This window comes from Nostoc sp. 'Peltigera membranacea cyanobiont' 213, assembly GCF_002245975.1.
Classification (GTDB): domain Bacteria; phylum Cyanobacteriota; class Cyanobacteriia; order Cyanobacteriales; family Nostocaceae; genus Nostoc.
Genome location: NZ_NOLI01000272.1, coordinates 1 through 4,459, shown reverse-complemented (window position 1 = coordinate 4,459; position 4,459 = coordinate 1). Strand labels below are relative to the sequence as shown.

The 4,459-nt window shown below is 42.6% G+C and carries 4 protein-coding genes; 3 read left to right on the top strand and 1 reads right to left on the bottom strand.

What is annotated here, in order from left to right; translation table 11 throughout:
* Positions 1-167: 167 nt before the first annotated feature.
* The 3 genes from CDG77_RS37180 to CDG77_RS33695 all read left to right on the top strand — a co-directional run bounded on the left by CDG77_RS37180 (position 168) and on the right by CDG77_RS33695 (position 3,740).
* Positions 168-308 carry a hypothetical protein gene (locus tag CDG77_RS37180; protein ID WP_041565237.1) on the top strand — a complete coding sequence of 47 codons (141 nt, stop codon included), beginning with the start codon at positions 168-170 and terminating at the stop codon, positions 306-308.
* Positions 309-489: 181 nt separating this feature from the next.
* Positions 490-3,405, top strand: a complete 2,916-nt coding sequence (locus CDG77_RS33700) for a glycerol-3-phosphate acyltransferase (protein ID WP_094333503.1) — start codon at positions 490-492, stop codon at positions 3,403-3,405.
* Positions 3,402-3,740 (top strand): cupin domain-containing protein, encoded by a 339-nt coding sequence (locus CDG77_RS33695; RefSeq protein WP_094333502.1) that lies wholly within the window; start codon positions 3,402-3,404, stop codon positions 3,738-3,740. The genes CDG77_RS33700 and CDG77_RS33695 overlap by 4 nt, the downstream gene beginning before the upstream one ends.
* 22 nt (positions 3,741-3,762) lie before the next feature.
* On the opposite strand, the gene CDG77_RS33690 is transcribed toward CDG77_RS33695, so the two are convergent.
* Entirely contained in the window at positions 3,763-4,353 is a 591-nt protein-coding gene (locus CDG77_RS33690) for a Uma2 family endonuclease (protein ID WP_094333501.1), read from the bottom strand.
* Positions 4,354-4,459: the final 106 nt, after the last annotated feature.

Below are 4,459 nucleotides of genomic sequence, written 5' to 3'. Positions count from 1 at the left end.
CCATAAATGAGACTAATACCTCTAAATAAATAAGTAATTGTGGGGTTGGAAAAATTGCCAAGCTTAAACAAAATAATATTAGGAATTTAACATCATCCGTAAATAGAAGGACTACAATCAAAACGGACAAATGTTTCATGCTCCAATAAAGAGAGGATTACAAAGCTATGTCCGATTTAAACCGAGGGATTATGAAATTTGAGGGCGCAGATTCCCCCAAAGTAGTGACTATCTCTACCGTGCTGCTTCTGGGATCGATCGCTGCTCTCATCATCTGGGCGCTGCAAGCTGCCTATGCGCTAAACTAAAACCATTAGTAGTCTAAGAAGGACACTGGCGAAAACGGTTTCCGTTGTAGCCAAGTGTCCATTCTATAACTAATAAATTAAATAAAAGCGCCCTAATTACCATCAAAAATTTCAGAAAAACTTTAGATTTTAGATTTGAGGTTTTAGATGGAAAATTTAAATCTAAAATCAAAAATCCAGAATGTTTGAACCTTGGGGTGTCTTAGTTCTTTTAATTATCTGCCCCCTCTTGGGCGGATTACCCCTAATTGCATGGATCGCTTACGCACTAACGGGGAAGCAATTATCACAAGTTGGTACACGAAACATTAGTGTATCATCTGCCTTTTATCACTGCGGTAAGTTTGTCGGAATTCTGGCAGTCTTGTCAGAAGCTTTTAAAGGAATTGCGGCAGTTTTCCTCACCCGCCTTTTCTTCCCAGAGGGATCGTTTTGGGAATTGATAGCTCTCATCGCTCTGGTAATTGGTAGATACTGGATAGGCAGAGGAGCAGGTACGACAAATGTAGTCTGGGGATTTGTCGTACACGATCCACTTGTGGCACTATTTGTATCTTTCTTTGCAGGTATTAGCTTTACAATTCTGCAATCTAAAAAGACGGTCAAATTTGGGGTTTTGCTTCTCTTTCCGTTGTTTGTGGCAATTTTGCACATTAGCGATATTCCAAGAATTATTGCTGCTGCCGCTTTAGCTGGTTTAATGGGATGGATTTATACAAAAATTCCTGATGATATGAATCTACCAGTTCAACAGGCGCAAACAGAATCCCAAGCGATGTTGGAATTTTTACGGGGCGATGTCTACGACGGGCTACGCCAACGCGCGATGATTTCTTTAGATGAAGAGTTAGATGCTGCCATTGTCGGAGAAAAGGCGGCTACATTATCCCAAATTAAGCGCTGGGGTTATCCAGTCCCAAAGGGATGGGTACTAGCCCCAATTGACGATCCTCAAGTGTTGACAGAATTTCTCCAACCATCAGAATTATCCCCCTTAGTGGTGCGTTCCTCGGCCATTGGAGAAGATTCAGAACAGGCTTCTGCTGCTGGACAGTATGAAACAGTTTTAAATGTTACTAGCGCAGAGGCATTACAGCAAGCGATCGCTCAAGTTCAAGCTTCTTACAATCATCCTTCTGCTGTGCAATATCGGCGCGATCGCGGTTCAAATGATACTGCAATGGCTGTGTTGATTCAACAACAAGTCCAAAGTGTATATTCTGGCGTTGCTTTCAGCCGCGATCCTATTACTCAGCAGGGTGATGCAATCATCATTGAAGCCCTTCCTGGTAGCCCCACGCAAATCGTTTCAGGAAAAGTCACACCAGAACAATATCGCGCTTTTGTCGTTGAAACAGAAAAATCTCCCTCTGTGCAATTAGAGGGGACTGGACGAGTTCCATCAGCATTAATCAAGCAAGTTGCGTATTTAGCTCATCGACTCGAAAAACGCTATCATGGCACTCCTCAAGATATTGAATGGAGTTATGACGGGCAAACGCTTTGGGTGTTACAATCTCGACCGATCACGACTCTACTACCAATTTGGACGCGCAAAATCGCCGCCGAAGTGATTCCTGGAGTAATTCACCCTTTAACATGGTCAATTAATCGTCCCTTAACTTGTGGAGTTTGGGGAGAATTTTTTACTATAGTTTTGGGCGATCGCGCTTTGGGGTTAGATTTTAATGAGACAGCAACTCTGCATTATTCTAGAGCTTATTTTAACGCATCCCTCTTAGGAAATATCTTTCTCCGTATGGGATTGCCGCCGGAAAGTCTGGAATTTTTAACCAGAGGAGCTAAATTAAGTAAACCATCCTTGCAGTCAACCTGGGAGAATTTGCCAGGACTAGGGAAGTTACTGAAGCGGGAATTAAATTTAGAAAAAGACTTTAAGCGGGATTATCACCAAAAGTTTATTCCTGGGTTGTCGCAGTTGGCGCAGGAAAATGTAGATAGTTTGGAACCAGCCTTGCTGCTCATCAGAATTGACTTTATTTTAGAGTTGTTGCGCCACGGGACATATTACAGCATTTTAGCTCCCTTAAGTGCTGCTCTGCGGCAGGCGATTTTCCGAGTGAAGGATAGCCAAATTGATAATAGCGTGACTCCAGAGATAGCGGCATTGCGATCGCTCAGTGCCATAGCTACAGATGCCAAGCAGATATTAGTTGAGTTTGAGCCACAGCAGGTATTTGAGCAGTTAAAGCAAACTCCAGAGGGAGAAAAGATCCTGCAAGCATTTGATGAATTGCTTCAAGATTACGGCTATTTAAGTGAAGTGGGAACTGATATCTCCGTTCCCACTTGGCGGGAGAATCCCCAGATGATTAAGCAGATGTTTGTACAGTTAATGCAAGGGAACGAACCACAATCAGGTGCTAAAGACGCAATTAATAGCATCTTTGCTGGTAAGCGCAAACGTTCTTTTGTGCAACAGCGTGTAGATATTAAAGGACGAGTTACCGAAGTTTATTCACGGCTTTTAGCTGAATTGCGTTGGAGTTTTGTTGCTTTAGAGAATATTTGGTTAAAATCCGGCTTACTCCAGAAAACCGGAGATATCTTTTTTCTCCACTTTGATGAAGTGCAGCGTTTAGTTGGGGGTGAAGATTCTAAGTTAATTGAGGAGTTAGATAAATTAGTAGAATCGAGGCGATCGCAATTTGTCCAAGATAGCGAGTTTATTCAAATACCCCTTTTAGTCTACGGCAATACGCCCCCTCACCCCTTAGCTCCTTCTGCGCTGTACTCTGACCAAATTTTACAAGGTATTGGAGCCAGTCACGGGCAAGCCGAGGGCAGGGTAAAGGTGTTGCGAAATTTACAAGATGTGCCGGAGATTGACCGAGATACAATTCTAGTCGTACCTTACACAGATTCCGGCTGGGCCCCTTTGTTATTAAGGGCTGGAGGGCTAATTGCCGAAGTTGGCGGACGGCTTTCTCACGGTGCGATCGTTGCTCGTGAGTATGGAATTCCCGCAGTGATGGATGTTCGTGGCGCTACATGGCTTTTGCAAGATGGTCAACGAGTAAGGATTGATGGATCTAGGGGTATTGTGGAATTATCTAACGATTTAAGACCAGAATGATTACCAATTCTCTGAAAGACTTGCCAGAAGAGTCTGTCTCTCACAATGCCGAAATCAAGAAAAAGGTGATGCTACGCTTCGGCGATTTGCCTCACCTCACTAACTTTGCTCAAGCGCGTTTTGCTCCCGGACAAACTGCACCAGCACACGCGCATCAAGATATGTGCGAAGTCTTCTTTGTGGAAGCCGGTTCGGGAGTAATTCACATTGATGGTAAAGAATATCCCTTGCTTCCGGGCAATTGCGTAGCGATAGAACCGGGAGAAGTACACGAAGTTGTCAATAGTGGCTCAACTGAGCTTGTTTTGACCTACTTTGGTTTGCGAGTGGAATAAATCAGGGTAAATTAGATAAAAATTAAGCAGAAGTAGGGTTAAAAGTTTCGGGAAAGGAGACATCTTCATAAACATCAGTTAGGGAACAAGAAAAATTCAGGCTGGTAAACTGTAATTCTTGATTTACCCTATAGCTATAAAGCTCCCATCTACTTTCTGAATTGCGCCGAAAGCAATCAATACGCTGGCGATTTTGACTAATTAAGACATATTCTTGCAATGTTTCTAATTCTTGATAGTCACTAAATTTATCACCTCTATCTAAAGCCTCGGTGGAAGGTGATAGAACTTCAATAATTAAGCTGGGATAACGTTTAAAATATTCAAAATTGGTATCTCGTTGATCGCAAGTCACCATGATATCAGGATAGTAGAAAAGATTCAGAGATTCGATGCGTGCTTTCATGTCAGCAACATAAACACGACAACCAGTTCCGCGAATGTGATTTCTCAGTAGGGTGACTAAGTTCGCGGTAATTGTTACATGAGCATCACTTGCACCTGCCATTGCATAAATCCGCCCTTGAATATATTCATGTTTAATCGGGCTAGATTTTTCACTTTCCAGGTATTCTTCTGGTGAAAGATAGGGGTGAGATTGGCTAAGAGTCATATAACTAAATTGTTATATTTTTTAACTTCGGGACTTCCAAGCAATAAAATCACCAAATACAAGAATGATAATCATTGTGAGGAGGGGGAAGGAGAAGCAGCCGTCG